Raw genomic sequence first — 25437 nt, 5'->3', positions numbered from 1 at the left:
TCCGAAAGGTTCGTATGAAGAGTAGACCGTTCTGCGGAGGCTTCGGCGTCCGCTGGAACGGTTTTTTTGGTATGATAGAACAATCCATGGCATAATACCATCAGTAGGTTATGCATAGCAAAGGCGTTCAAGAGAGGAAAGATACAATATGAAAGTAAATCAATCTGAATTTATTATCAGTGCCGTTCGGCCTGAACAATACCCCGATGACGGTCTGCCAGAGATTGCTTTGGCGGGACGTTCCAATGTGGGGAAATCTTCCCTGATCAACCGTTTGATCAATCGCAAAAATTTGGCTCGGACGAGCTCAACACCGGGTAAGACACAGCAGCTCAACTATTATAAAATTAATCAGGATCTCTACTTCGTCGATTTCCCGGGATATGGCTACGCTAAAGTTTCCAAAGAGCAACGCTTTGCCTGGGGTAAAATGATGGAGAAATACTTGCTCGGACGTGAGGAATTGAAACTGGTTATGCAGATGGTTGATATGAGACATGAGCCATCCAAGGATGACAAGATGATGAACGAGTGGCTTCGTCATAATGGATTGCCTTTGGTAGTTGTAGCAACCAAGATGGACAAGATTCCCAAAACGCGCAGAGCCAAACATATCAAAGTCATTAAGGAATCGCTAGGTCTTCGTTCAGGGGATCTGTTTGTACCGTTTTCATCCGAAGAGGGATTGGGAAAAGAAGAGTTATGGGACATCATTACCCGCCATGCCCGCATAGATAAGTATGCACCAGTGCTGGATGCAGAGGGTACTTCTGAAGAGGAAGAAAACAACGAAATTAACGGATAACCGAGATAGTATACTGTTTTAGTGCGGGAAAGTGAGCATGTTAAGTGAATCTTTGATGAGATCAAGACTAATCCGGTTTTTTATGGGATTTCGTGAGAATTCATGATCTGGGTCTGGAGAAAAATAGCATTAGGGTAGTGTATAATGAGCATAGGTGCATGTTGCCAACAGTACCAAAAATACCGGCTTTGCCGGCCTGAAGAATTTTGAGATTACTGCTACATGTGCAGGAAGGCAAAACAATCGGGAAAGAATTGGGGAGATTTGTATGGCTCAGCGGTTAGCCACAGAGTATGTTAAGGCCACTATGAAATTGTCAGAACCCCAGATGCATCAGTTTTTGCGCATGACAGAAGACGGCCGACTCCATCATCGGGTTAAGGTGTTGGACAATGGATGTCAAGAGGTTGTGCTGGGGGATGTAAGTGGAGAAGAGGTTCATTTCCCTTTTGACCGCATAGAAGGATTTTATATCTGTGAGTTATCTTGCCGCCTGGTGAATCTGCATCTGACCAACGTTGTCCGTAAGCTCTTTATGACTTTTAAGGGCGACGGGGTCGTTCATCGGATATATAAAGGGTTCACCATGACGTATGTTTATGCTCAAGGCACTGTCCGCAAAATTGTGGAGAAAACCGGGGAGAACACCCGAGTGATCTACGAATACAAAAATACGTTGCTTGAATTGCAACATCTGTTCCAGGCCAGAGATGTAGAACGCGAAATCAAACGTGTGTATGCCGAGATTGATTCACTGCTGGACACTAGAAAAGATGCGACTGCTGATCAGCTTCATCAGATTGATGAGACTCTTGTTCGTTATCAAAAACGGTTATTTGAGCTTGAAGCTTATTGACCTGAAAGTGTATGTTTATACACGTATAAGAATGTAATGGATTCCCTTGTTTCTTCCGGGCAGTGGTACTTGCCAATGCGGAGGTTTCAGGGGGATTTTTTGATGTGAGATCGAATATGCCGAACTGAAAATATTTATTTTACAATCTTCTGGAAAAGGGTTGATTTCACTCTAATTCAATGTTATTTTTAATCTCGTTGAAAACAATATAGGAACCAGGATTCACTCAGGACATTATATGTTGCGAGAGATTTTTCCCTCGGGAAGTGAATGACGTAGGTCCTAGCGGATGAAATTTTTCAAACATTTTATTCCTAGGAAGGGGGAACCGAAGGGTGGAATATTCAACTTTCGGAAGACACGTTGCTGTTGATACTTGGGGTGTCGACTTTAATCTACTGAACAATGCGGAGTACTTGCAAGCCCAAATGGTTGAAGCAGCGGAGGCATGTGGTGCGACAGTAATGTCGGTGCAGTCCAAGCAGTTTGACCCACAGGGAGCGACCGTACTTGTACTCTTGTCTGAGAGCCATCTCTCCATTCATACGTATCCTGAGAGAGGTTTTGCAGCGATTGATTGTTACACTTGTGGGGATACCGTTGACCCACAGCTGGCCATTGACTACCTGGTATCCGTATTAAAGCCTGAAAAAACGTATGCAAAGAAGCTGATACGTGGATTGGGCGAATTGCAAGTTGAAACACCAGAGATGAACAACCAGACAGAACGGGTTTAAATAAAAAGTATATTGCATACACAATGTTCACATATCGGGATGGACGCATAACCTCCCAAACTTTAATAGCCATGGAATCATTCCATGGCTATTTGTTTTAAATGTCCATATCATTATGAATATTCATAATCGACACTTTTTAACGCATAACGGTGAACTTTGGTGAGACACTACAATAAATGACAGTGCATATGATGATGAACATGGTGATTTCATAAACATTTCATAAAAATGACCCGGTCAAGGCTATGATGTGTGATATAATTAACCATGTCAATCATAAATGGATAGACATATGCAGTAAGCACTTTGATTGGAAATTTATTAGGCAGGTGAACTTGCAATGCACATCGTTGTCGTTGGTTTGAATTATCGCACGGCGCCTGTAGAGGTTAGGGAACGATTCACATTTGCAGAAAAGGACTTGTCTGAAGCGCTGCAGCAGCTCAAGCTGACCAAGAGTGTATTGGAAGGTGTAATCGTAGCCACATGTAACCGTACCGAGTTGTATGTTGTGGTGGACCGTCTTCACATGTGTGGTTATTTTATTCGAACATTCATGGAACAATGGTTTAATGTACCACGGGAAGAATTTACGCAACACTTATATATATATGAAGATGACCAAGCCATGCGCCATTTGTTCCGTGTGATCTGCGGACTGGATTCCATGGTCATTGGTGAGACTCAGATTCTCGGACAGGTGAAACAGGCTTTTCTTAAAGCGCAGGAAGAGAAATCAACAGGTACCTGGTTTAATATGCTGTTCAAACAGGCAGTTACGCTGGGCAAACGGGCACATTCGGAGACTTCCATTGGGGAGAGCGCCGTATCTGTCAGTTATGCTGCTGTTGAACTCGGTAAGAGGATCTTTGGCATGTTCACAGACAAGAAGGTGCTCATATTGGGTGCCGGCAAGATGAGTGAACTAACCGTAAAACATCTTTATGCCAACGGGGCATCCGAAGTCATCGTGGCGAATCGTACGCTCGCAAGAGCCGAAGAATTGGCAGCCAAATTTCGGGGAACACCTTGTACAATGGAACAAGCATTAGATCGACTTAATGAAGTTGACATTGTGATTAGTTCCACTGGAGCTGAACGTTATGTCATGGATGCGGCAGTGGTACGGGAGAGCATGAAGCGTCGTCAATCTCGTCCATTGTTCCTGATTGATATTGCGGTTCCGCGCGATATTGATCCGGCGATTGGGGAATTATCCAACGTATTTCTCTATGACATTGATGATCTGGAAGGAATCGTGGAGAGCAACCTGGAGATGCGTAAGGTGGAAGCTGCCAAAATTGAGAGAATGATTGAGCTTGAGATGGAAGATTATTACCACTGGCTCAAAACGTTGGGTGTTCGTCCCGTTATTCGCGCTTTGCAGGAAAAAGGTGTCTCCATTCATGAAGAAACGATGGATAGCCTGTTTAATAAACTGCCTGAGCTCGATGAACATCAGCGTAAAGTCATTCGTCGTTTGACCAAGAGTATTGTGAATCAAATGACGACAGATCCGATTAATCGGATTAAGGAAATGGCAGGCACGAAGCAAGGTGACGAAGCTCTGCGCATGTTTACTCAGATTTTCGCTCTGGAAGATGCAGTAGAGATGGCTGCTGAAAAAGTGAGTCAGAGTGATGCCACAGCTTTGGCAAAACCAGCCGCTCACCTTAACGAAAACCGGCAAGACCCCGTGCCGGCTTATGCTCCGGCAGGCGTATAAGGCGGGTGGGCAGCTTGACCCTTGCTGAACAAGTCTATGAAGCTCTAATCTATATGTATGCCCTGAGCCTACTGTTCTATTTCTCGGACTGCATTCGACGCAATGCGGGGGCGAAGCGGACAGGCACAGGGTTTCTTGTCGTTGTTGGGGGACTGCAGGTAACGCATGTCATTTTGCGCATGTGGACTGAAGGCCATTTTCCCATCTACACCACCTTTGATTTTTTGTTTATATTTTCATTCAGTATTGTGTTGATGTCTCTCGTCATGACTCGTATCCAGCGTTCCGAATTTGTGATTTTGTTGCTGAATGTTGTAGGTTTTTCCGTTACGGTATTAAACCGACTGTGGTTTACGGCCGGAGAGATATCACTGCATAGCTGGCAAACGGTACATGGATTACTCATCATGCATATCACCTTGGCGAATCTTGGTTTTGCGGCGTTAACTGTTGCTACGGTATTTGCCTTGTTATATCTGTTCTTGCACCATAAGTTGAAGAAAAAAAAGTGGAATGATACGATGCGACGGCTGCCGAGCCTGGAAGTGATCGGTAAGTATATGGATGGTGCTACGTTGATTGGAACACCGCTCCTGGGTGTTTCTGTAATGCTTGCCGTATTATCCATTGTGGCGGAAAGACGATGGATCTTGCTCTTGGATCTCAAAGTTATTGCTACAGGTCTTGCTATAGCCATCTACGTTGGTTACTTCGTATTCAAGAGAAGGAAACAATTCTCTACGATGATCATGGCAAGATGGACACTGATCGGATACGGATTGGTCATTGTGAGTTTTTTATCCAATGCGTATTCAGCGTTTCATCGTTGGACGGGAGAGTGAAGGGGATGGAGCGTTACACGCCAATATTTGTGAATACTTCAGGCAAGAAGTGCTGCGTGGTTGGTGGTGGACGTGTTGCCGAGCGTAAAATTAAGGGGTTGCTGCATGCCGAGGCACTGATTACAGTCATTAGTCCGGAGCTTACTCCCGTATTAAAACAACTGCATCATGAATCCCGAATTCAATGGATAGACCGGTCCTACCGCAATGGAGATTTGCGGGGGGCCTTTCTCGTATATGCAGCGACTGATCGGTCAGAGGTCAATTCAACTGTGGTTCGGGAGGCTGAGGATGCGGGCATATTGGTGAATGACGCGATGTCTTCGGAGCACAGCAGCTTTATTACGCCAAGCGTGGTCAGGCGTGGAAGATTAAGCATAGCGATATCCACAGCAGGAGCGGGGCCGGCAGCAGCTGCTGAGATACGTGCCACACTCGAACGACAGTTCGGTGATGAGTATGAGACGTACCTTGAGTTTTTGCACCAGATGAGGACCGAAGTGAAGTCACGCGTATCTTCTTCTAGTCTCAGAAGTACGTTGCTTCGGCAGTTAACTGAAATGCACATATTAGAAGATATTCGTACAGGCCATTTCCGGTGGTGGACCGAAGAAGAAATCGGGGACTGGATATCCCGTAATCAGGAGGAAGTATAGATATGCGTACAATTAAAGTTGGAAGTAGACAGAGCGCGCTTGCGCTAACCCAGACAGGCCATGTTATTCAGGATTTACGCGACATTTGTGAGCGGGAAGGATTAGCTTTTGACTTTGAAGTACATAAGATTGTTACAAAGGGAGATCTCATTCTGGATGTAACGTTGTCAAAAGTGGGAGGCAAAGGGTTGTTTGTCAAAGAGATTGAACAGGCGATGCTTGATCGTACCATTGATATGGCTGTGCATAGCATGAAGGATATGCCCTCCGAGTTACCCGAAGGATTAATCAATGGCGCTGTTCCCCGCCGTGCAGATCCAAGGGATGCGCTGATTTCCAATGGTGGACTTACGCTGGATCAACTGCCAGAAGGCGCAAGAGTTGGGACAAGCAGTCTGCGCCGGTCCAGTCAATTGAAAGCATATCGTCCAGATTTGCAATTGGAATCGCTTCGCGGCAATATCGATTCCCGCCTGCGGAAGCTGGAGACCGAAGGCCTAGATGCGATTATTCTGGCTGCTGCAGGGTTGTACCGGATGGGCTGGGAAGACCGGATTACCGAGTACTTGACCGAAACGGCTTGCCTTCCGGCTGTGGGCCAGGGTGCGCTTGGTATCGAATGTCGTGAAGACGATGAAGAACTGTTGCACTTGTTGCAGCTGTATAATGATCCCGAGACAGCATTTCCTGTGCAGGCGGAACGCCGTTTTCTCAGTGTATTGAATGGGGGCTGTCAGGTTCCGATTGGTGCTCATGCGGTATGGCTGCCTCAGCAAGATGCAGATTCCCTGAATGGCGAAAACACGTTACAATTAACAGGTATGGTCGGTACACCGGATGGTGGACTGATTCTTAAGGAAGCTCTGACTGGCAAAGACCCGGTTCGTCTGGGAGAAGAAGTGGCTTGGAGATTGATTGAACGGGGAGCAGAGCAGATACTGGCAGAAGTTAGGGGATGAAGACATGGTGGGAAAGGTCTTTTTGGTAGGGGCAGGTCCTGGGGATGCAAAGCTGATTACGGTAAAAGGGTGGGAATCCATCGGTAAAGCCGATGCTGTAGTCTATGATCGTTTGGCAAGTCCGAGATTGTTGAAACAAATGAAACCCGGCGCAGTCAAGATTTACGTGGGTAAGCGCCCGGATCGGCATACGATGAAACAGGAAGAGATCAATCAACTGTTGGTTGATCTGGCCCTGGAAGGCAAGGTTGTGGTTCGGCTTAAGGGTGGCGATCCGACTATCTTTGGACGCGTGGGCGAAGAGGCGGATTTGCTGCACAAAAATGGGATTCCGTTTGAGATCGTGCCTGGGGTAACAGCTGCGATAAGTGTACCTGCGTATGCCGGAATTCCCGTGACACACCGTGACTATGCGTCCTCTATCTCTATTATTACGGGGCATGAAAGTCCGGACAAGCTCGATCGCAGCATCCATTGGGATAAAGTGACGAATGCAACGGGCACACTTGTATTTATGATGGGTGTTGCCAAAATTGGCTATATCAGCGAACAGTTGATTCGTCATGGTCGTCCAGCGCAAACACCAGTAGCTCTGATTCGTTGGGGAACACGAGCGGAACAGGATACCATTACAGGTACCCTTGAAGATATAGAAGCAAAAGTGATCGCAGCCAATTTCCAACCGCCTGCTGTTATTGTGGTGGGGGATGTCGTGAATCAACGGGAACAGTTGAAATGGGCAGAGGCGCTGCCGCTGTTTGGCAAACGAATTCTGGTGACCCGTGCTCGCAGTCAGGCGAGTGAACTGGTGAATCGCATTGAGGAACTTGGCGGCGAACCGTATGAGTTTCCGGTCATTGAGACGGTCATGCCTTCCAGTGAATCTGCGCAGCAAAGTGTCAAAGAAGCCTTCAGTGCTTTAAATACCTATGACTGGGTGTTTTTCACAAGTGTGAACGGCGTGGAGTTTTTCTTCCGCCACCTGGAACAGGAAGGCAAGGATATTCGCTCGATTCATCAAGCAAGAATTGCTGCCGTAGGACCTTCCACAGCAGATGCTTTGCGCAAACATGGTATCGTTGCAGAGGTTGTCAAAGGTCCTTTCCAGGCCGAAGGCATGCTTGAGGCTTTTGAAAGTGAATTGAAGGAAGGTCAGAAAGTACTGCTTCCGCACGGTGATCTTGCACGTACGTGGTTACGTGACCAGCTGAGAGAACGGGGGCTTCAAGTCACCGAAGCCATCATCTATGATACGATCCTCGCGGGTGAAGATGATGATGAACTGCTCAAGCTGCTTGAAGAAGGCGGTATTCATGCAGTGACCTTTACAAGTTCATCGACGGTTACCAACTTCATGAGTATGTTGAAACGTATGGGGTTGCAAGATCCACTGCCTTTATTGAAAGATGTGGAGGTTGCATGTATCGGACCGGTTACAGCGAAGACCGCAGAAGCCGCTGGACTAAAGGTTACTCTCATGGCAGAGGAAGCTACGATGGATAGCTTGATCACAGTTCTATGCGACTGGAAACGGACAAGCACCAAGGAAGGCGTTCTTCGGAATTAATACACATGTAATATGTTGACATATGAAGCGTGCTGAATTCGATAGGATACCAGCGCGCTTCCCTTTTTGCTCTATTACACTTTCAGGGAGGTTTTACACGTATGAGTTTTCCAATTGTACGGCATCGCCGTTTACGCCAATCCACAGCTATTCGCAATATGGTCAGAGAGACCCATCTAACCGTGGATGATTTTATTCAACCGATTTATGTAACGTATGGAGAAAATGTCAAATCCGAAATCAAATCCATGCCTGGGGTATTCCGCTTCTCGCTGGATCGTCTTCAGGAAGAAGTAACAGAAATTGCCGAGTTGGGAATTCCAGCCGTGTTATTGTTCGGTATTCCGGAGACCAAAGACAGTGTGGGTTCATCTGGTTTCGCTGAAGATGGCATTGTGCAGGAAGCGACGAGATTAATCAAATCGTGGTATCCAGAGCTGCTGGTTGTTGCAGATACTTGTCTGTGTGAATTTACGGATCACGGTCACTGCGGTATGGTACACACCGTGGAGATTGACGGTCACATCTGCGGTGATGTGTTAAATGACGAATCACTTGATCTGCTCGTGCAAACGGCAGTGTCCCAAGCCAAAGCAGGAGCGGACATTATTGCGCCATCCAACATGATGGATGGATTTGTACAAGCGATCCGTGCCGGGCTGGATGAAAATGGATTCAGTCACATTCCGATCATGTCCTACTCTGTCAAATATGCGTCGGCTTTCTATGGTCCTTTCCGCGAGGCAGCAGATTCAACGCCACAATTTGGGGACCGCAAGTCGTATCAGATGGACCCGGCCAATGCACGTGAAGCTTTGCGTGAAGCCGAAACGGATGTGCTGGAAGGAGCGGACATGTTGATGGTTAAACCATCCCTTTCCTATCTGGATGTTATGCGCACCATCAAGGATCAATTTGATCTTCCGCTTGTTGCCTATAATGTAAGTGGCGAGTATGCCATGGTTAAGGCGGCGGCGATTCAAGGCTGGATCGATGAGAAAAAAGTAGCCATGGAAATCCTGCTCAGCATGAAACGCGCAGGTGCAGATATGATCATTACCTACTACGGAAAAGACGCTTCTCGCTGGTTGGCTGAGAAATAAAATAAATTACATTAAGGAGGATACTCATGACTGCACAACAAGGTAATCGTCGTAATGATGAGCGCTCACGCAGCGCGTTTGAGGAAGCTAAGCAGTACATACCCGGGGGGGTGAACAGCCCTGTGCGCGCATTCAAATCGGTGGGACTTACTCCGATCTATGCGGAGCGCGGCGAAGGGTCCAAAATCTACGATATTGATGGCAATGTTTTTATTGACTATGTAGGATCGTGGGGTCCGCTTATCATGGGACATGCACACCCTGACGTTGTAGAAGCTTTGCGTGAGACAGCCCTTAAAGGAACAAGCTTTGGTGCACCTACCTTGCTGGAGACCGAGATGGCGAAACTGGTCTGTGAGCGTGTACCTTCCATCGATATCGTGCGGATGGTTAATTCCGGTACGGAAGCAACCATGAGTGCCATTCGACTGGCACGCGGGGTAACCGGACGCAGTAAAATTCTGAAGTTTGAAGGATCATATCATGGACATGCGGACAGCTTGCTGATCAAGGCTGGTTCAGGTGTTGCAACGCTGGGGCTGCCAGATAGCCCAGGTGTGCCTGAAGGCGTAGCTGTGAATACCATTACGGTACCTTATAACGATCTAGAGTCCGTGACGCTTGCTTTTGAACGTTATGGTGAAGAACTGGCCGCTGTTATTGTGGAACCTGTGGCGGGTAACATGGGGGTTGTACCTCCGGCTTCCGGTTTCCTTGAAGGCTTGCGCAGTTTGACGACGCAATATGGCAGCCTGCTTATTTTTGACGAAGTCATGACCGGTTTCCGTGTAGGGTTGAACTGTGCCCAGGGACGGTATGGGGTTACACCTGACCTGACTTGTCTGGGGAAAGTTATCGGTGGCGGACTCCCGGTTGGTGCTTATGGTGGTCGCCGGGATCTGATGGAACAGATTGCCCCTACGGGACCGATCTATCAAGCAGGTACACTAAGCGGAAATCCGCTGGCTATGGCCGCAGGGTATACCACGCTCAAATTGTTAACACCAGAGGTCTATGACCGTCTGGAGACACTGTCTGCACGTTTGCAAGCAGGATTCGAGAAAAATGCAGCTGAGACGGGTGTCGCGATAACCATTAACCGTGTGGGTTCCATGGTTTGTCCATTCTTCAGTGCCGTTCCAGTAACCAATTATGATATTGCCAAAGAAAGCAATCTGGATCAATTCCGTCGTTATTTTGCGGCCATGATTGATCAAGGTGTGAGTGTTGCGCCTTCGCAATACGAAGGCATGTTTGTCTCTGGTGTGCACACGGAGCAGGATATTGACGATACGATCGAGGCGAATCGTAAAGCTCTTCAATCGCTATGACGATCAAAAGTTGGAAACGCCGCGGGGAATGGCTTGAGCTGATGCCAGGCAAAGCCGTAACAGGCAGCACGGACAAACAGATGGCTGCTGAGCAATGGCTATTGTCTGAGCTTCAGTTTCCAGAGAAATTGTTACGTCAGCTTAAAGCAAACCGTGGAATACAACTCGCAGGGGACCGGCTTCGGCTGGCCCTTTTTGCGTCCCAGCCAATCGATGTTGAGCCACGCTGGGCTGAGGTCGAGGTCTTGTATGAGGATGATTTCTGTCTGGTTATGCACAAACCGGCAGGCATGAAACTGCATCCGGATGGAAGCCGGGCTGATCAGGCCATCACGCTGGATCATGTGGTTGCCTCCTATTATGAGATGAACGGAATACAGGCGAGCGTACGCCATGTTCATCGACTGGATGAGGATACAACCGGACCTGTCCTGTATGCCAAAAATGCTTTTGCCCTCGCCAAACTGGATGAAGCGATGCGTCACAAAGAGATTGATCGCCATTATGTAGCCATTGCAGGGGGGCAACTATCCCGTGAACTGCACAAAATTGATGCTCCAATTGGCAAAGACAGACATCACAAACAGCGCAGACGTGTCTCGGAAGGTGGTCAAGAAGCTGTTACTCATGTGGAGATCGTCGAAGTGTGGGAACGAGCAACCCTTGTACGATTGAAGCTGGATACAGGACGAACACACCAAATTCGTGTACATCTGAGTTACGCGGGACATCCGCTCATCGGTGATGAGTTGTATGGAGGAAAAGCGGATGCCATTGGTCGGCAGGCGCTTCACGGAGAAGTGCTGAAGTTTAACCACCCGTTAACTGGAGCCATGATTGAAGTGAATGACCCTTGGCCGTCCGATTTTACACAATTGGCAGAGCGTGAGGTGGCTTACTAATACACTATTTAAGTTCGACTAACTATTTACACGAAAACGGAAAGGACAGAAACAACCAGAAGAAGCAACGCGTTCGCCTAAAAGCTTTCTGAAAGAAAGCTGCTTTGGAAGCATAAGCTATCCCCGGATTTTCTCTTTTATAAAGAGGAATGAAAAAATCTGGGGATAACAGTTGATCAGAAGGTTGTTCTGTCATTGGAGTGACAGTGTAAATAACCCTGAGTTGAACATATATAGCAAGGTTTTTCAAAAGGTGGCATGCTCATCTCATTCAAGGCATATAGATGGGGTAACGAAGGATTTGGACCATGGATCAGTCCCATGAGAAGGATCATGGTGAACATATGCCGAAAGGAGGACGCCACCTTTGTTGAATCAACCTTATGGTTTGCGGTTCGATATTTATGAGCGCGTTCATTTGTCTGAGGGAGTCCCTGCGATTGAGGAATTGGAGGAAATTGAACTATACCCGCGCATTCAAGTCATAGGGCAGGATGATCATGCCACCTTGAGAGGGCATCTTTTATTAACAGGTGCGTACAGAGGAGAAAATGAGGCTTCTGAGGAGCTCAAACATTTCATTCCCGTGGAGATCACAGTGCCGCTGAACCGGGTCAGATCGATTGAGGATATTTCCATCGAGATCGAAAATTTTGACGTGGATCTGTTATCCAATCGTAGTCTGAATATTACTGGCGTGTTGTCGCTGCGAGGCATCGAGGGCTTTCCTGTTGAAGAGCCACAAGTGTGGTCAGCAGATGAATTTACGGTAGTCCACTCACCGGATGCTCAGCAATCCAACAATTCCGATGAAGCAGAACAGACAGGTAGCGACCCCAACACATTTGCACAAGAGTATCTGCTCCAGCGGAGTGAGGAAGAGAGACTTGCGAATGCAGCAGAACTTGCATATGGTGCCCCGGAATATCATCAGGAATATGCGAACTTATCATCGGCCGAGTCACTTCAATCTGAGGAGCAAAGTGCGGAGTATGCTAACGAAAACAGACAACCTGATACAGACGAAGATCCCGCATCTCTGACAGAGAATGGAGATGAATTGGCATCCCATGAGCAATACAGCGAACCTTCTCCGATCTCGTCATTTATGGCTGAGACCGCTGATCGGTTAGCTTCTTACCCTGAGTCGGAACCAGTGCTGCCTCTGGAAGAAGAGTCTTTAGCGTGGTCCGAGCCTTCTGGGGATGCATTGCCTGAGGAGCCTAGAAATTCAGATCAAGGAGTCCCAGAGCCTACTGCTCAATCATCTAATGAGTTTGCAGCACCAGATGTACCGGACGCACCGGATGTATGGCATTTCGAATCAGCGAGATCTGTACCTCAGCAGGAGAATCAGGCAGTTGATGTTCCGGTTGAACCACAGGCGGAGAACTGGCAAGGTGTATTCGGTTCGTCCGAAGCAGGCAACGCAGAGGAAGAACGTCCGTCTTTTGAAGCGACTGGGGTAGATGAGTTTGTGCAGAACGAAGCATTTGTTCCTGAACCTGTGGCTGAGACGGAAGACAAGCCGGAGATGAAGGTTGCTTTTGGCAGCAAAAAGGAATCTGCACCACGACAAGAGGAGGGTGTGGGTATCTCTTCCTTGTTATCCTCTGGCAGATCAGCACGCGAAGTTGAAGTGGAGAGAGGCGAAGAGGTTCCATCTGGTGTGATACAGGAAGAAACGTATGCACCAGAGGATGTGGAATGGAAGAATCTGTTCCTGGGAACGATCGTGGACCAGACGCCATTCCGTAAGGTGAAACTGTGTATCGTCCAGCGGGAAGACACACTGGATGCCATTGCAGATCGATACCAATTGAGCACAAGGGAACTTCAGTTGTATAACCGATTATCTGAACAAGTTGTGGAAGAAGGTCAGATATTGTACATCCCTTAATCCGTAGTTAAAGCCTTCGTTACGACCCGTGATCCCCTTGAGGATTGCGGGTTTTTGCATGATTTGCCCTAAACCTGCATTCCAGCGCACTTTATCCGCTGTTGTCAGGTTGACTATCGCGCACGAGCAAGGTATGATGTGTGTAGGTTTTTTGAAGAACAACGTGGAACGGGAGTAGTAGACAGTATGACCTTTCAGAGAGTGGAATCGCAACGCTGTGAGATTCCGCAGGAACCAACTGATCGAAGTCGCCCGGGAGTTGCCTGTTTGAATACAAGGGATGAATGAGATGTATCGTCATTTATTTCTGAGGTAGGATGGGCCGGTAGCAGCCGTTATCTGCTTGAAGTGTCACGTCATGTACAGAGGGTGAAGTCTATCTTGCTGTCGGCGTGAAACAAAGGTGGTACCGCGAAAGCTAACCTTTCGTCCTTTGATGGATGAAAGGTTTTTTTTGTTTTTTTGGCGAAGATGATGAAGATGAAGTAACGGAGGAATGGACACATGTCTGAGGAAAAAAAATCAGCTGCAACAGAAATGCCGACCACTTACGATCCTAAAGCGGCAGAGGACAAATGGTACTCCACCTGGATGGAGCGCGGATATTTCAAAGCCGGTCAACGTAAAGATGCCGAGCCGTATACGATTGTAATTCCACCCCCAAATGTGACCGGGATGCTGCACATCGGGCATGCGCTCGACTTTACATTACAGGATATTCTGATCCGCACCAAACGTATGCAGGGTTATGATGCACTGTGGCTTCCAGGTTCCGACCATGCAGGTATTGCTACCCAAACCAAAGTGGAGCAGAAGCTGCGTGAAGAAGGTCTGACCCGTTATGATCTGGGACGCGAGAAGTTTCTGGAGAAAGTATGGGATTGGAAAGATCAATATGCCACGACCATTCGTCAGCAATGGGGCAAAATGGGTTTGTCACTTGACTACTCACGTGAACGTTTTACGCTGGATGAAGGTCTGTCCCAAGCGGTTCGCAAAGTATTTGTTCAACTGTATGAAAAAGGCCTTATTTACCGAGGCAAACGCATTATTAACTGGGACCCGGTGAACCGGACAGCTCTGTCCGACATTGAGGTTGAATATAAAGAAGTTCAGGGTCACTTGTACCATCTGCGTTACCCGCTCAAAGATGGAAGTGGCTACGTTACCGTGGCAACAACGCGTCCTGAAACGATGCTGGGTGATACAGCAGTCGCTGTTCATCCGAAGGATGAGCGCTATGTAGATATGATTGGTAAAGTACTTGTACTGCCTATCATTGGACGAGAAATTCCAATTATCGCTGATGATTATGTGGATAAAGAGTTTGGAAGTGGTGCAGTTAAAATCACGCCTGCGCATGATCCGAATGACTTTGAAGTAGGTCTTCGTCATGATCTGCCTCAGATTACGGTAATGGATGAGAGCGGCACAATGAATGCAGAAGCTGGTAAGTATCAGGGACTGGATCGCAGTGAATGCCGCAAGCAGATTGTTGCTGATATGAAAGAGCAAGGTGTATTGATCAACATCGAGGATCACACGCATCAGGTTGGACACAGTGAACGTACCGGCGCTGTTGTTGAACCGTATCTGTCTACCCAGTGGTTTGTTGAGATGAAGCCACTTGCAGAGAGAGCGATCAAGAAACAACAGAGCGGCGAAGGGGTTAATTTTGTTCCAGACCGTTTCGAGAAAACCTATCTGAACTGGATCGAGAACGTTCGTGACTGGTGTATTTCCCGTCAACTGTGGTGGGGACATCGTATTCCTGCTTGGTATGATGAGGAAACGGGTGAAATCATCGTATCTGCTGAAGATCCGACTACGCTGCCAGAAAATGCTGGACGCAAGCTCAGACAGGATGACGATGTACTCGATACTTGGTTTAGCTCCGGCTTATGGCCATTCTCCACACTAGGCTGGCCGGAAGATACGGAAGACCTGAAACGTTATTATCCGACAAGTGTACTTGTGACAGGGTATGACATCATATATTTCTGGGTTGCACGTATGATTTTCACTGCACTGGAATTCACGGATGAGATTCCGTTCAAGGATGTGCTGATGCATGGTCTTGTTCGTGATGCAGATGGACGCAAAATGTCCAAATCACTGGGCAACGGTGTAGATCCGCTGGATGTGATTGAGAAATATGGCGCGGATGCAATGCGTTACATGATCTCAACCAGCAGCACGCCAGGGCAGGATCTCCGTTTCCGTTGGGAACGGGTGGAGCAGGCTCGTAATTTTGCCAACAAGATCTGGAATGCTTCGCGCTTTGCATTGATGAATCTGGAAGGATTCACCTATGAGGATCGCGACATCAGCGGAGAGCTTGGTACAGCGGATTATTGGATTTTGCACCGTCTGAACGAAACTTCCCGCGATATTACGCGTCTAATCGAAGCGTATGAATTTGGGGAAACGGGTCGTGTGCTGTATAACTTTATCTGGGATGACCTGTGTGACTGGTACATTGAGTTTGCTAAACTGTCCTTCTATGGGGAAGATCCGGTTGCCAAGAAGAAAACACAATCCGTGCTGGCTTATGTGCTGGATCAGACCATGCGCCTGATTCATCCGTTTATGCCATACATCTCCGAAGAGATCTGGCAGCACCTGCCGCATGAAGGTGAGACGATTACGTTGGCAGCATGGCCGGTATATGATCCTGCTTTTGAGAACCCAGAGGCTGTTGCCGAGATGAACCTGCTCATGGATACCATTCGTGCAGTTCGGAACATTCGTGCAGAAGTGAACGTGCCTATGAGCAAAAAAATCGAATTGATGGTAAAAGCAAATAGCCCTGAAGCGTCCAGCATCATCGAACGTAACAGTCATTACATCAAACGTTTCTGTAACACGTCCGAGTTCGATAGTGGGCTGGATCTAAGCTCCCCGGATAAGGCGATGACTGCAATCATCACAGGGGCAGAACTATACTTGCCGCTGGCTGGTCTTATTGATATCGAACAGGAAGTGGCTCGCCTGGAGAAAGAGTTACAGAACCTTGAGGGCGAAGTACTCCGTGTGGAGAAAAAGCTGTCGAATCAAGGCTTTGTTGCCAAAGCGCCTGCCAAGGTTATTGAGGAAGAGCGCGCCAAGCAAGCAGACTATTCCGATAAACGGGATAAAGTGATTGCACGAATCAAGGAACTGAAAGGTTAATATATTTGGGTCGGATGGAGAGCCATTATGCCATCCGGCCGCTTTTTTCACTCAAACTCGGGACCGAAGGTGAATCAGATGACGGAATTAGACGGGACAGATGCAGCAGCTCCTTTACTTACGTATAACGAGGCCGTGGACTGGATCAATGGCCTTATTCCTTTTGGCATCCGACCTGGATTGGAACGAATCGAGAGTCTGATGTCTATGTTAGGCAATCCTCACCAGCGTCTCAAATTTATTCATGTCGCGGGAACGAACGGCAAAGGTTCGACTTGCGCTTTTTTGACGTCAGTGCTTCTTCAGGCTGGATATGATGTGGGTACCTTTACGTCGCCTTATATCACCAAGTTTACGAACCGTTTTCAATACAACGGCGAGGATATTCCGGAAGAGACTCTGTTGAAGATCTCTAACCGTCTGCGCCCGCTGGTTATGGAAATGGCATCTACTCCGCTTGGTTCCCCAACGATGTTTGAGGTGTCTACGGCTCTCGCGCTTCTGTATTATGCAGAAGAGTGCTACCCTGATGTTGTGGTATGGGAGACGGGGCTGGGGGGAAGGATGGACGTAACGAATATTGTTTCGCCTGTTGTGTCCGTCATCACCAACATTGGTATGGATCACACGGATGTGCTTGGAGATACGATTGAGCAGATTGCTGGAGAAAAGGCAGGCATTATCAAGCCGGGAGTACCCGTTGTGACCTGCGCGACGCAACCCGAAGCTGTGAAAGTGATTCAGGAGAAAGCACAGCAGCTTCAATCAAGCCTGTATTTGGCTGGAGAAAAATTCTCTTATCATCGACTGGACAGTAATGAGAGCGGACAATCTTTTCATTTTTCCGGCCCGTTTCGTGATCTGGACGTTCGCATACGCATGCAGGGCTCACATCAATGTGACAATGCTGCAGCCGCACTGATGGTGCTTGAATTGCTTAGACAATACATGGCATTTATGCTGGATGACAACGATATTGCACTTGGACTGGAGAATGCTTTCTGGGCGGGAAGATTCGAAAAAGTCGTCGATGAACCCCGAATTGTGCTCGATGGAGCACATAATCCGGAAGGGGCAGAGTCACTGGCCAAGAGCATTACGGAAGTCTATCCTCACAACAAGTTAATTTTGATGATGGGTATGTTGGCAAATAAGCATCACGAAGCGTATTTGCAGCATATACTGCCACTAGTGGATACGCTGATCCTGACCGAGCCAGATTTCCGACGCAAAATGGATGCAGCCGAATTGCTGCAGATTGTCGAACGGGTACGTCCCGCCATTGCGAAGAAGGAACTGGAAATCATCGTCGAGCCCGAATGGGCAAAGGCACTTGATCTATTGAAGTCACGGACGGAAGCGGAAGATCTGGGGGTGGTCTCCGGCACACTGTACCTGATTGCGGATGTGCGGGCAGCCCTTTTGCATCAAACCGATTCTGAAAAAGGTTGGTGAAAGTTTTGTTAAATACATCGGAACACGTTCATTTTATAGGGATTGGCGGATATGGCATGAGTGCCATCGCAAGAGTTATGTTGGAAATGGGATACACCGTTACCGGATCGGATGTCGCTTCACAGGAGTTGACCGAGAAGTTGGCAGCCAAGGGAGCGAAAATATATATCGGACATACGGCAGAGCACGTCACTGGAGCAGACCTGGTTGTATACTCTACGGCAGCGCCTGCTGATAATGTGGAACGGGTAGCGGCTGCAGAGCTGAACATTCCAATTCTGCATCGTTCCCAGATGCTTGCGCGTTTGTTGAACGAACGTAAAGGTGTGGCTGTGGCTGGAGCTCACGGTAAAACAACCACCTCATCCATGATTGCACTGGTTATGGATAAATGTGATACGGATCCGACATATATCATTGGCGGAGAGATCATGAATGTGGGCACCAACGCCAAGGCGGGCCAGGGCGACTGGGTAGTCGCTGAGGCGGACGAGAGCGATGGCTCATTTTTGCAGTACCATCCATGGCTCGGTATTGTAACCAATATTGAGGCAGATCATCTGGAGAATTACAACAGTGATTTTGAGGAGCTCAAAAAGGCTTATGTGCAGTTCCTGAGCCAGATTCGTCCGGAAGGAACAGCCATTGTGTGCTCTGACGACGAGAATGTTCAAGCGATTTTGCCAGAACTCAAGTCACGGATTACAACCTATGGTATTGATCGTGCTGCGGATTATACGGCAACGGATATTGTACTGGGTGATCGCCGTATCTCCTTCACGATGAATCATCAGGGTGCTGCTATGGGCACGGTGGAATTATCAGTGCCAGGTAAGCATAACGTTTATAATGCGATGGCTACTGTGATCACCTGTCTGGAAGCAGGTATTCCATTTGAGAAGATTGTGGCAGCGATCATCCAATTCCACGGAGCCAAACGCAGATTCCAGGTATTGGGCGAGGCGCGTGATATGCTGATCATCGATGATTATGCGCATCACCCGACTGAGATTGAAGCGACCATTAGTGCAGCCAAAGCAACAGGCAAACGCATTATTGCGGTATTCCAGCCACAGCGTTATACGCGTACGTTCTTCCTGTTGGATGCGTTCAGTCGTGCTTTCGCGGAAGCGGATGAGGTGCTTATTACGGATATCTATTCTCCTGCGGGCGAAAAACAGATCGAAGGGGTAACCTCAGCCAAACTGGTTGAACTAATCGTTCAAAACAGTAATGCATCTGCACGGTACCTTCCTACGAAAGAAGAAGTTGTAGCTGATCTGCAGCATCGTTTGCAACCAGGAGACCTGGTGATTACGATGGGTGCGGGTGATATCTGGAAAGTCGGCGATACCCTTGCCAAAGGCTTGAAATAAATCATTTGAGAAAATGCCTGTCTTCGATATGAAGCAGGCGTTTTTTTGCGTTATTTGGAATGTATTCTACCTTCTCTGCATATAGCTGATATAAATGGGACAAAGGAGAGGGTACGGGTGAGCAATGCTAGAATGACGTTTCGCTTCGGGGATCATGAGTCGGACAAGCCTGGAAACAAGAGGAGTTCCGCGTCCAGTCCATTGGTGACGTTAAGTGAAGAATTACCGCATAATCAACCGCTAACGCCTAAGCAGATGGATACAACCCCATCATGGACGCCTGAGGATATCCCCGGAGACTGGGGAGAGACGGTGCTGACCAGCTCTACTGTACCTGAACCTGACGAGCGGGTGAGCCCTGATTCGAACTTGAACCTGGATGAACCCCATTATTTGGGGAACCGTTCCGGCTACGGTTATGATAATTATTCAGAAGATCCGGAGGAAGGGCCTCGCCATCTGTCTAATGCCCAAGATGATCAGGGCCACGACTGGCTTGCAGATTCCGAGAACTATTCCTATAAGCGCAATCGCCCTCCAAGGGGCTGGAAAATGATTGGTTCTGTCACTGGGGCCCTTGTTACCGGAGCACTTTTTGGCATGGTTATTCTTTCATTTTTTAATAAAGAAGGCGCCGTCAAGCCAGACGATCTTCTGCCCGCCAATCAGGCAGTTTCCACAGTGACCGGTCAGGAGGGGGCTGCAAGTACAGCGCAGCAGCAACAGACAGCGGCGACTGGTAGCACGTATTATGCACTTCAATACGGTGTGTTCAGTTCTCCTGAACGAGCTGAGCAGGCCAAGCTTGAGCTGGCTCAGGCAGGTATAGCCGCAGGGTCTGATCCTGAAGATGGCAATCGAGTATATGCAGGCATTTCGGCTGATCGTGAAGAGGCCAAGCTACTTAGCTCCAGGCTAAAATCTCAGGGAGTCGAACTGTATGTCAAGGAGATTGTGAACCCTGAGATCAATCCGGCTATATTCGGTGGCAAGCAAGAGGATGTGCAGCTTTTCTTCACAAACAGTTCTGCACTGGTCGAACAATTGTCTACCTTGTCCATTCAGCAGTTGGGACAATCCGCACCGACAGCAGTCTCTGCAGAAACGATGGCCGCGATTCAGAATAAGCACCAGTCATGGTTAACCGGCTTAAATAGCCTCTCACCCGGCCTGACTGCGGAGGTACAACCTATTGTTGGTGGAATGGAGAAATCAATGAACGATGCAATAACGGCTATTGCAGAGTACAACAAGAACCCGGATGATGTGCACATGTGGTCCGTGCAGTCCGATCTGATGGAATATGTACTACAGCAGAAAAAATGGCTCGAAGCGATTAAGCAGTAACATGCTCTTTCCCATAACAACGCTTGGAAATACCCATCCGGCAAGGAACTGGAAATAGTTCCCCTTGCCGGATTTGTGTTTGTATTGACGTACAAAACCCCGTATAATAATGTGGGTGTCAAAAAATGGCGAGGGAAGATTACCGATGAAAAAAAACTTCGGCATGTTATTGCTGTTTCTGCTGCTCGGCTGGATGGCCGGAGCGTGGATCGCCAAGGCACTGCAGCCTGTTAAGGCAGTAGCCTTTCTTACGAAAGCCACGACCATACGTTGGTCACCGCAGGCTGATCTTGATATTATCAGTTATGATATTTCACTTCAATTTCAAATGAGCCTTCTGAGTCTGATCGGTATGATTGCCGCTGTGTGGCTGTATCGCAGACTGTAGGAGAATGACGAGTTATGACGAAAAAAATTAATCCAGTGACATCTATTATCGTGATCCGGACAGGATGTTGCCGTGGCATAAGGAGCCGTTCATTTTGGATAACACTCAACAGCGCCCTATTATTCTGGCCTCCACATCGCCTCGGCGCAAAGAACTGATCGCATCACTCCACCTAGCGTTTGATGTAATACCAAGTCATGCCAATGAGGATACACCACCAGAGTGGACCCCTGAACAGACGGTACAGGAGCTTGCTTTGCGCAAGGCGCTTGCCGTGTATCGCGGGCTTGAAGGCCGCGAGCAGGAAGCCATTATTGTTGGTAGTGACACCGTTGTTGTTCTGGATGGTGAGATTCTGGGCAAACCCGTAGACGAAGCGGATGCTGAACGTATGTTATCCCGGCTGCAGGGCCGTGTACATCGGGTGTTTACCGGAGTCGCCTGTATTGATGCGGGCAATGGACAGTCGTTAGTTCATTACCGCCAGACCGATGTCACAATGAAAGAACTGTCGGATGCAACCATCCGTGCTTATGTGAAGACAGGTGAGCCTTCGGATAAGGCGGGATCTTATGCTATTCAGGGCATTGGCGCTTCACTGATCGACCGTATTGAAGGATGTTATTTTAATGTGGTTGGCCTGCCGCTATCCTTGCTAAGTGATATGTTGGACGGGTTCGGCGTACATGTGTTGCCACGAGCATGAAAGAAGCCAGATGTTGTGAAATGAAAAGAGGGAACATATGGAGTCGCCTCAATACATGATGCGCGACATCCCCCAGGAAGAACGCCCGAGAGAACGCATGATGGAATACGGGGCGGGCGCTTTAAGCCATGCTGAATTGCTGGCAATTTTACTTCGAACAGGCACAAGACAGGAATCCGCGGTGCATATGGCACAGCGGATTCTGACCGAAACGGGTGGCATTCGTTCGTTAATGGATTTGAGTCTGGAAGAATTGACTGCGATGAAAGGGATCGGCAATGCCAAGGCTGTACAATTGAAAGCTGGCATTGAGCTGGGGCATCGAATTGCCAAGAGCAGACTCACACAGTCGACTTCAATTCGTACACCGCGTGATGCAGCTGATATCCTGATCGAACAATTGCGTTACTTGCAAAAAGAACATTTTGTGTGTCTCTTTCTGAATAGCAAAAATCATATTATTGCCCAGGAAACACTCTCCATGGGCAGCCTTAACGCTTCGATTGTACATCCGCGTGAAGTGTTCCGGGCTGCCATCAAATGCAGCAGCGCATCTATTGTGTGCGCACACAACCATCCGAGCGGTGATCCTACGCCCAGTCCGGAGGATATCCAAATAACCAAGAGACTGATTGAAGCAGGTGCTATTGTTGGCATTGACGTGCTTGATCATATTATTATCGGAGATGGAACGTACGTAAGTTTGAAGGAGAAGGGCTTAGTATAATATAATGGTTGGCGTTGATGTTTTCCTATGAATGTTAACGGCGTTGTCCGTAAAAGATAGGTTCACTTTACAATTGCAAAAAAAACAAATGCGAATATTAGCTCCACGTCTTACGTGGGAATGAAATTATCACGCTCTGGATCAGAATAGAGCGGCTATATGAGGCAGAAAAGGAGATTATGTTATGTTTGGTGGTTTTACGAAAGATTTGGGTATTGACTTGGGGACAGCAAATACGTTGGTTTATGTACGAGGAAAAGGAATTGTGGTGCGCGAACCTTCGGTTGTCGCTATACGCACAGATACAAAAAGCATTGAGGCAGTAGGTGAAGCCGCCAAAAAAATGATTGGACGTACACCAGGTAATATTCGTGCCATTCGTCCAATGAAAGATGGCGTTATCGCTGACTTTGATACAACGGCAACAATGATCAAATATTTCATCCGTGAGGCACAGAAACAACGCTCCATGTTCCAACGTCATCCAAACGTGATGGTATGTGTACCATCCGGGATCACGGCAGTAGAACAACGTGCGGTTGAGGATGCAACGAAACAGGCTGGAGCACGTGAAGCCTATACAATTGAAGAGCCTTTTGCAGCTGCAATTGGTGCAGATCTGCCTGTATGGGAACCAACAGGTAGTATGGTTGTCGATATTGGTGGCGGTACAACGGAAGTGGCTGTTATCTCTCTTGGTGGTATTGTTACGAGCCGTTCGGTTCGCGTAGCAGGTGACGAGATGGATGAATCCGTTATCCAGTACATCAAACGCCAATACAATCTGATGATCGGTGAGCGTACATCAGAGCAGTTGAAGATGGACATCGGATCAGCCATGCCATTGGAGCAAGTAGAAACGATGGAAATTCGTGGACGTGACCTCGTTACAGGTCTGCCGAAGACCATTACGATTACTTCGGACGAGATCAGCGAAGCATTGGCTGATACGGTGAATGCAATTGTTGAAGCGGTAAAAGTAACGCTCGAAAAATGCCCACCTGAACTTGCGGCCGATATCATGGATCGTGGGATCGTTCTTACAGGTGGTGGGGCGCTTCTGCGCAATCTGGACAAGCTTCTGGCTGGTGAGACAGGAATGCCTGTCATTGTGGCTGAGAACCCGTTGGATTGTGTAGCGATCGGAACAGGTAAAGCGCTAGAGAATATTCATTTGTTCAAAAGCAGAAGCAGTTCGGCAGTTCGTTCCAAACGTTAATCGGTATTTGCCTAACTTGGCATAGCGACTAAGTGGCAAGATATCTTTATAGAGGACCCGGTTAACCCCGGGGATGAGCTATTACCCGCTTAACAGGGGAGGATCGGCTGATATTCTCGCAGGGACTACAGGTCTGACAGTCTCCCCGCCGGGCATGGCTCGGAAGAGAATATGGATGTTAGAGGGTGTTCGAACTGTTTAAACTGCTAGGCAACAAAAGACTTTTTGTTTTGCTGGTGGGCCTTGTTACATTTATCGCGTTAATGGGCTTTACGCTCAGTCCGCGAACCACTCTATCCTGGCCGGAGAAATTCCTGAAGGATTCAGTTGGATTTGTACAATACGTATTTTACAAGCCCGCTTCTTATGTAGCGGGCTTTTTCAAAGATGTAGCGAACATGCGTACGGTATATGATGAGAATGAAGAGCTTCGCATCGCGATGGGGCACTATACCCGGGATCGCCTGAAGTACAATGATATGGAGCAAGTGAATGAGCAGCTTCAGAAAGCGCTCAATTTCACCGAAGAACAGAAGAATCGGTATAATTACGGTTCACGAATTGCTCAGGTTATCAGTGCCAATTCAGATCCAAACAGCAGAACCATTAACATTGATATCGGTGAAAATGCGGGAATAAAGCCGGGTATGGCTGTAACCTCGCAGGAAGGGCTGGTCGGCGTGATTAGTCATGTCAGCTCCTATACATCAACAGTTAATCTGTTAACGTCCATGGACGCCAATGATCCAACATCCAATGCCATTGCAGCAACGGCAGTAGGTAAGGAAAAAGTGTTTGGTATGATTGAGAGTTATGATCCTAAGACGGGCATGCTCAAGATGACCAAAATCTCAGAGGATTCTAACATCCAAAAGGGTGATGAGATCATTTCCTCCGGAATTATTAACAATTTTCCGAAGTATATGCGAATTGGTGAAGTGAAGAGTGTCGAGAAAAGTGAGTATGGTTTAACCAAAACAGCTACAATTGAGCCATATGCAAGTTTCCTTGATTGGAAAGAGCTGATTGTCATTATCCCGCCTGAGGTAAAAGAATAATGGTGACGCGCAAGCAAGTCTTGTTCCTGTTGTTATTCGTTTTGTTCATTGCGGAAGGCACGATTTTGCCGCTGCTCATTCCTTCTGGCTGGCAGATGCGTATTTCTGCCAATCTAGTCTATATCGTCATTTTGTTTATCGCTGTATATCATCATCGACACACGGCACTAGTGCTCGGTATATTTTTTGGACTATTGCATGACGTTGTATTCTACGGCGAGATGATTGGACCTTATGGATTTTCGATGGGATTATCGGCATACATGATGGGACTCATTTTTCAAGCACCTCGTGCACCACTGCCGGTTATGGTATCGGTTGTCATTTTGGGAAGTCTGCTGAATGACACCATGCTATTCTTCCTGTACAAGCTCTTCCAACTTAACCACGTGACCTTTGACTGGGCGTTGATTGAATACATGATTCCTAATTTGTTCATTCATTTTGTGTTTGCCTTGATCATATATGTCCCGCTTCGGAAACAACTGGAGCGGATCGGCAAGAGACGGAGCAAGACAGAAGAAGCTTCCTAAATACATTTATGGAGCGCAAAGCAGGAACTTGGGGCCCCGGGCACGAAATGTAATGAGATGGGAGGGACAG

Annotated in this window: 22 protein-coding genes and 1 other annotated feature; all 22 genes read left to right on the top strand. The window is 47.8% G+C overall.

Features of this window, described 5'->3' with window-relative positions:
* The first annotated feature begins 148 nt into the window (after positions 1–148).
* The 22 genes from yihA (at position 149) to mreD (ending at position 25367) form a co-directional block, all read left to right on the top strand.
* Positions 149–805, top strand: a complete 657-nt coding sequence (yihA, locus tag AB4111_RS22615; protein ID WP_442033320.1) for a ribosome biogenesis GTP-binding protein YihA/YsxC — start codon at positions 149–151, stop codon at positions 803–805.
* A gap of 268 nt (positions 806–1073) precedes the next feature.
* A complete protein-coding gene (locus AB4111_RS22610; protein WP_442033319.1) occupies positions 1074–1661 on the top strand; it encodes a non-ribosomal peptide synthetase module in 588 nt (195 codons plus the stop codon).
* Positions 1662–1996: 335 nt separating this feature from the next.
* Positions 1997–2398 (top strand): adenosylmethionine decarboxylase, encoded by a 402-nt coding sequence (speD, locus tag AB4111_RS22605; RefSeq protein ID WP_253440316.1) that lies wholly within the window; start codon positions 1997–1999, stop codon positions 2396–2398.
* Positions 2399–2741: 343 nt separating this feature from the next.
* Positions 2742–4127, top strand: coding sequence for a glutamyl-tRNA reductase (hemA, locus tag AB4111_RS22600; protein ID WP_036605893.1), 1386 nt, complete (start codon positions 2742–2744; stop codon positions 4125–4127).
* A 14-nt stretch (positions 4128–4141) separates the two neighbouring features.
* Entirely contained in the window at positions 4142–4969 is an 828-nt protein-coding gene (locus AB4111_RS22595; RefSeq protein WP_442033494.1) for a cytochrome c biogenesis protein CcsA, read from the top strand.
* Positions 4970–4974: 5 nt separating this feature from the next.
* Complete coding sequence (locus tag AB4111_RS22590; RefSeq protein WP_442033318.1) at positions 4975–5625, top strand: precorrin-2 dehydrogenase/sirohydrochlorin ferrochelatase family protein; 651 nt, start codon at positions 4975–4977, stop codon at positions 5623–5625.
* Positions 5626–5627: 2 nt separating this feature from the next.
* Complete coding sequence (gene hemC / locus AB4111_RS22585; protein WP_253440311.1) at positions 5628–6584, top strand: hydroxymethylbilane synthase; 957 nt, start codon at positions 5628–5630, stop codon at positions 6582–6584.
* A gap of 4 nt (positions 6585–6588) precedes the next feature.
* Positions 6589–8151: a uroporphyrinogen-III C-methyltransferase gene (cobA, locus tag AB4111_RS22580; RefSeq protein WP_442033317.1), complete on the top strand. Its 1563-nt coding sequence runs from the start codon at positions 6589–6591 to the stop codon at positions 8149–8151.
* Between the two features lie 101 nt (positions 8152–8252).
* Positions 8253–9254, top strand: coding sequence for a porphobilinogen synthase (gene hemB / locus AB4111_RS22575; protein ID WP_442033316.1), 1002 nt, complete (start codon positions 8253–8255; stop codon positions 9252–9254).
* Positions 9255–9280: 26 nt separating this feature from the next.
* On the top strand, positions 9281–10585 hold the full coding sequence (gene hemL / locus AB4111_RS22570; RefSeq protein ID WP_074096251.1) for a glutamate-1-semialdehyde 2,1-aminomutase: 1305 nt from the start codon (positions 9281–9283) through the stop codon (positions 10583–10585).
* Positions 10582–11487 carry an RluA family pseudouridine synthase gene (locus AB4111_RS22565; protein WP_442033315.1) on the top strand — a complete coding sequence of 302 codons (906 nt, stop codon included), beginning with the start codon at positions 10582–10584 and terminating at the stop codon, positions 11485–11487. The genes hemL and AB4111_RS22565 overlap by 4 nt, the downstream gene beginning before the upstream one ends.
* Before the next feature lie 367 nt (positions 11488–11854).
* Positions 11855–13387 carry a LysM peptidoglycan-binding domain-containing protein gene (locus AB4111_RS22560; protein ID WP_442033314.1) on the top strand — a complete coding sequence of 511 codons (1533 nt, stop codon included), beginning with the start codon at positions 11855–11857 and terminating at the stop codon, positions 13385–13387.
* A 155-nt stretch (positions 13388–13542) separates the two neighbouring features.
* Positions 13543–13824 (top strand) — a binding site (T-box leader).
* Positions 13825–13891: 67 nt separating this feature from the next.
* Positions 13892–16558, top strand: a complete 2667-nt coding sequence (locus AB4111_RS22555) for a valine--tRNA ligase (protein ID WP_442033313.1) — start codon at positions 13892–13894, stop codon at positions 16556–16558.
* Positions 16559–16636: 78 nt separating this feature from the next.
* Positions 16637–18013, top strand: coding sequence for a bifunctional folylpolyglutamate synthase/dihydrofolate synthase (locus AB4111_RS22550; protein ID WP_442033312.1), 1377 nt, complete (start codon positions 16637–16639; stop codon positions 18011–18013).
* A 56-nt stretch (positions 18014–18069) separates the two neighbouring features.
* A complete protein-coding gene (murC, locus tag AB4111_RS22545) occupies positions 18070–19389 on the top strand; it encodes a UDP-N-acetylmuramate--L-alanine ligase (RefSeq protein ID WP_253442774.1) in 1320 nt (439 codons plus the stop codon).
* Positions 19390–19506: 117 nt separating this feature from the next.
* Positions 19507–20736 carry an SPOR domain-containing protein gene (locus AB4111_RS22540; RefSeq protein WP_442033311.1) on the top strand — a complete coding sequence of 410 codons (1230 nt, stop codon included), beginning with the start codon at positions 19507–19509 and terminating at the stop codon, positions 20734–20736.
* 145 nt (positions 20737–20881) lie between these two features.
* Positions 20882–21124, top strand: coding sequence for a DUF4321 domain-containing protein (locus tag AB4111_RS22535; protein WP_047841183.1), 243 nt, complete (start codon positions 20882–20884; stop codon positions 21122–21124).
* A gap of 94 nt (positions 21125–21218) precedes the next feature.
* A complete protein-coding gene (locus AB4111_RS22530; RefSeq protein WP_442033310.1) occupies positions 21219–21830 on the top strand; it encodes a Maf family protein in 612 nt (203 codons plus the stop codon).
* Positions 21831–21867: 37 nt separating this feature from the next.
* Positions 21868–22557, top strand: coding sequence for a RadC family protein (gene radC / locus AB4111_RS22525; protein WP_442033309.1), 690 nt, complete (start codon positions 21868–21870; stop codon positions 22555–22557).
* A gap of 184 nt (positions 22558–22741) precedes the next feature.
* Positions 22742–23776 carry a rod shape-determining protein gene (locus AB4111_RS22520; protein WP_024633969.1) on the top strand — a complete coding sequence of 345 codons (1035 nt, stop codon included), beginning with the start codon at positions 22742–22744 and terminating at the stop codon, positions 23774–23776.
* Positions 23777–23961: 185 nt separating this feature from the next.
* Positions 23962–24834 (top strand): rod shape-determining protein MreC, encoded by an 873-nt coding sequence (gene mreC, locus AB4111_RS22515; RefSeq protein WP_340028529.1) that lies wholly within the window; start codon positions 23962–23964, stop codon positions 24832–24834.
* A complete protein-coding gene (gene mreD, locus AB4111_RS22510) occupies positions 24834–25367 on the top strand; it encodes a rod shape-determining protein MreD (protein WP_036605906.1) in 534 nt (177 codons plus the stop codon). Before mreC ends, mreD begins: the two co-directional genes overlap by 1 nt.
* Positions 25368–25437 lie beyond the last annotated feature (70 nt).

The sequence above is a fragment of the Paenibacillus sp. 2KB_22 genome, assembly GCF_052115745.1.
Classification (GTDB): Bacteria; Bacillota; Bacilli; order Paenibacillales; family Paenibacillaceae; genus Paenibacillus.
Note: the sequence above shows the minus strand (reverse complement) of the source record. Positions and strands in the feature narration are given on the sequence as shown.

Bases quoted from the DNA above. Each gene is read 5' to 3' on its own strand.
- yihA (WP_442033320.1), top strand. From the start codon at position 149: ATGAAAGTAAATCAATCTGAATTTATTATCAGTGCCGTTCGGCCTGAA.
- AB4111_RS22610 (WP_442033319.1), top strand. From the start codon at position 1,074: ATGGCTCAGCGGTTAGCCACAGAGTATGTTAAGGCCACTATGAAATTG.
- hemA (WP_036605893.1), top strand. From the start codon at position 2,742: ATGCACATCGTTGTCGTTGGTTTGAATTATCGCACGGCGCCTGTAGAG.
- AB4111_RS22590 (WP_442033318.1), top strand. From the start codon at position 4,975: ATGGAGCGTTACACGCCAATATTTGTGAATACTTCAGGCAAGAAGTGC.
- hemC (WP_253440311.1), top strand. From the start codon at position 5,628: ATGCGTACAATTAAAGTTGGAAGTAGACAGAGCGCGCTTGCGCTAACC.
- cobA (WP_442033317.1), top strand. From the start codon at position 6,589: ATGGTGGGAAAGGTCTTTTTGGTAGGGGCAGGTCCTGGGGATGCAAAG.
- hemB (WP_442033316.1), top strand. From the start codon at position 8,253: ATGAGTTTTCCAATTGTACGGCATCGCCGTTTACGCCAATCCACAGCT.
- hemL (WP_074096251.1), top strand. From the start codon at position 9,281: ATGACTGCACAACAAGGTAATCGTCGTAATGATGAGCGCTCACGCAGC.
- AB4111_RS22565 (WP_442033315.1), top strand. From the start codon at position 10,582: ATGACGATCAAAAGTTGGAAACGCCGCGGGGAATGGCTTGAGCTGATG.
- AB4111_RS22555 (WP_442033313.1), top strand. From the start codon at position 13,892: ATGTCTGAGGAAAAAAAATCAGCTGCAACAGAAATGCCGACCACTTAC.
- AB4111_RS22550 (WP_442033312.1), top strand. From the start codon at position 16,637: ATGACGGAATTAGACGGGACAGATGCAGCAGCTCCTTTACTTACGTAT.
- murC (WP_253442774.1), top strand. From the start codon at position 18,070: ATGAGTGCCATCGCAAGAGTTATGTTGGAAATGGGATACACCGTTACC.
- AB4111_RS22535 (WP_047841183.1), top strand. From the start codon at position 20,882: ATGAAAAAAAACTTCGGCATGTTATTGCTGTTTCTGCTGCTCGGCTGG.
- radC (WP_442033309.1), top strand. From the start codon at position 21,868: ATGGAGTCGCCTCAATACATGATGCGCGACATCCCCCAGGAAGAACGC.
- AB4111_RS22520 (WP_024633969.1), top strand. From the start codon at position 22,742: ATGTTTGGTGGTTTTACGAAAGATTTGGGTATTGACTTGGGGACAGCA.
- mreD (WP_036605906.1), top strand. From the start codon at position 24,834: ATGGTGACGCGCAAGCAAGTCTTGTTCCTGTTGTTATTCGTTTTGTTC.